The sequence below is a fragment of the Marinospirillum sp. genome (assembly GCF_014859565.1).
The window spans coordinates 1-2,272 of sequence record NZ_JACUUA010000372.1; the positions used below are offsets into that span (position 1 = coordinate 1).

The window sequence follows — 2,272 nt, forward strand, 5'->3', positions numbered from 1 at the left end:
ATACCCTCAGGGAAGATGGCTGTATCCAATACACCGTCACCCGTCAGATTCAAAGCTCCTTTGCCGAAGGCACCAGCTTCCCCATCGTGTTTCATGAAATCTGGAAAGACATGCCAAGCTTTGAAACTCACTGCCAACGCGATGAGATCAGCAACTTTTTCGAACGCTACTGCTTAGCTGAAGACGGACTTGCCGCCGATTGGAATGTGTGTGTTTATTCGGATGAAGGGTGATACTCATTGAGCGCCTAAGATCTCCCGTCTGCTCACTTTAGCCTTTATAGCCTTTTGCAACCACAAATACCTCTCGCGAGCGTGAGCGTGAGGCTTCAGGTTTACGGATCACCAGTGTATCGAAATGCTCCCGCAGTGATTTGATATAGGCATCATAGCCTTCACCATGAAACACTTTGGCAACAAAGCTACCTTTGGTCTTCAAAACCTGACAGGCCATGTCCAGTGCCAGCTCAACCAAATACATGGAAGCGGCCTGGTCTGCCGAGGATACGCCACTGATATTTGGTGCCATGTCGGAGATCACTACATTCACGGGATCACCGTTCACCGCTGCCATAATCTGATCAAAAACAGCCTGCTCAGTAAAATCACCCTGAATAAACTCGACATCAGCCATGGCGTCCATGGGTAGAATATCCGAAGCGATCACCTTGCCTTTGGGTGCCACCAGTTTCGATGCCACCTGTGACCAGCCACCGGGTGCTGAGCCAAGATCCAGCACCAGCATACCCGGCTTGATCAGCTTATCTTTTTCATTGATCCCCAGCAGCTTATAACTGGCACGGGAGCGATAACCATCAACCTGTGCCCTTTTTACATAGGGATCATTAACATGCTCATCTAACCAACGGTTACTGCTTTTCGAACGGGCCATAGTGCAACTCAAACCAACTGTGGATTTAAAAACCACTATTGTACGTTTCCAGCCTGTCCGCGCCAATGCAGCTAGAGCAAAAGCCAGACTGACTTTGATTCCGCTGGCAGGTATAATCGGCATTTAATTCGACGCTCTATCTGACCCACCGTCCGGAAACCTGCCATGATTCGCCTTACTGAACTGTCGCTGCCCCTTGATCACCCTGAACCGGCACTGCGCCAGGCGATTATTGCACGCCTGCAACTAAAAGATTCCGAACTTATCGACTTCAACATATTTAAGCGCAGCTATGATGCGCGCAAAAAAAATACCGAGATCACCTTTGTGTATATTATTCATCTGAACACCACAGATGATGCGGCTGTGCTGGCACGTTTTAGTGCTGACCCACAGGTATCCAGTGCACCAGACACGCAGTACTACCCGGTTGCCAAGGCTCCCACCAGCCTGACTGAACGACCGATAGTAATAGGTTTTGGCCCCTGTGGTTTATTTGCCGCACTGATACTGTCGCAAATGGGCTTTAAGCCCATCGTGCTGGAGCGCGGACGTAATGTGCGCGAGCGAACCCAGGACACCTGGGCTTTGTGGCGCAAACATCAACTCTCACCTGAGTCCAATGTGCAGTATGGTGAAGGTGGTGCAGGGCTATTTTCCGACGGCAAGCTCTACAGCCAGGTGAAGGATCCCAAGTTTTATGGCCGCAAGGTGATGCAGGAGTTTGTTAAAGCGGGGGCGCCTGACAACATTCTCTACGTCAGCAAACCGCATATCGGTACCTTCCGTCTGACCAGTGTGGTTGCGAAAATGCGCGCAGAAATTATCGCGTTAGGTGGTGAGATACGCTTTGAATCCAGAGTGACCGATCTGCTCATCGATGCGGGACACATTCAGGGAGTGGAGCTGGCTGATGGCACCCAAATATCCAGCAACCATGTTGTGCTGGCACTAGGACACAGTGCTCGTGACACCTTCAGAATGCTGCACCGCAAGCAGGTGTTTATTGAGCCGAAACCCTTCGCCATAGGTTTTCGTATTGAACATCCACAATCCATGATCGACAAAGCCCGTTTGGGTAAATACGCTGGCCATGAATCCCTCGGTGCCGCTGACTATAAGCTGATACATCACGCTAAAAATGGCCGTGCCGTGTACAGCTTTTGTATGTGTCCCGGTGGTCAGGTCGTCGCCGCCACCTCAGAAGAAGGCCGCGTAGTGACCAATGGCATGAGTCAATACTCACGTAAGGAGCGCAATGCCAATGCCGGCATCGTGGTTGGCATAGAACCGGAAAAAGATTTTCCCGGTAGCCCCTTAGCCGGAATTGAGCTGCAGGAAAAGCTCGAAGCCATCGCCTATCAATTAGGTGGCTGTGATT

The 2,272-nt window shown here is 50.8% G+C and carries 3 protein-coding genes; 2 read left to right on the plus strand and 1 reads right to left on the minus strand.

The genetic code is table 11. The features are described from left to right. Positions 1–233, plus strand: a 233-nt coding sequence (locus tag IBX50_RS19795; protein WP_292258114.1) for an antibiotic biosynthesis monooxygenase, incomplete at its 5' end; no start/stop codon positions are given. A gap of 37 nt (positions 234–270) precedes the next feature. Here IBX50_RS19795 and rlmE read toward each other — a convergent pair. Continuing rightward, positions 271–891 carry a 23S rRNA (uridine(2552)-2'-O)-methyltransferase RlmE gene (gene rlmE, locus IBX50_RS19800; RefSeq protein WP_292258115.1) on the minus strand — a complete coding sequence of 207 codons (621 nt, stop codon included), beginning with the start codon at positions 889–891 and terminating at the stop codon, positions 271–273. A gap of 165 nt (positions 892–1,056) precedes the next feature. Between rlmE and IBX50_RS19805 the strand changes: the two genes are divergently transcribed. Then, a partial coding sequence (locus IBX50_RS19805) for an NAD(P)/FAD-dependent oxidoreductase (protein ID WP_292258116.1) occupies positions 1,057–2,272 on the plus strand: 1,216 nt, incomplete at its 3' end.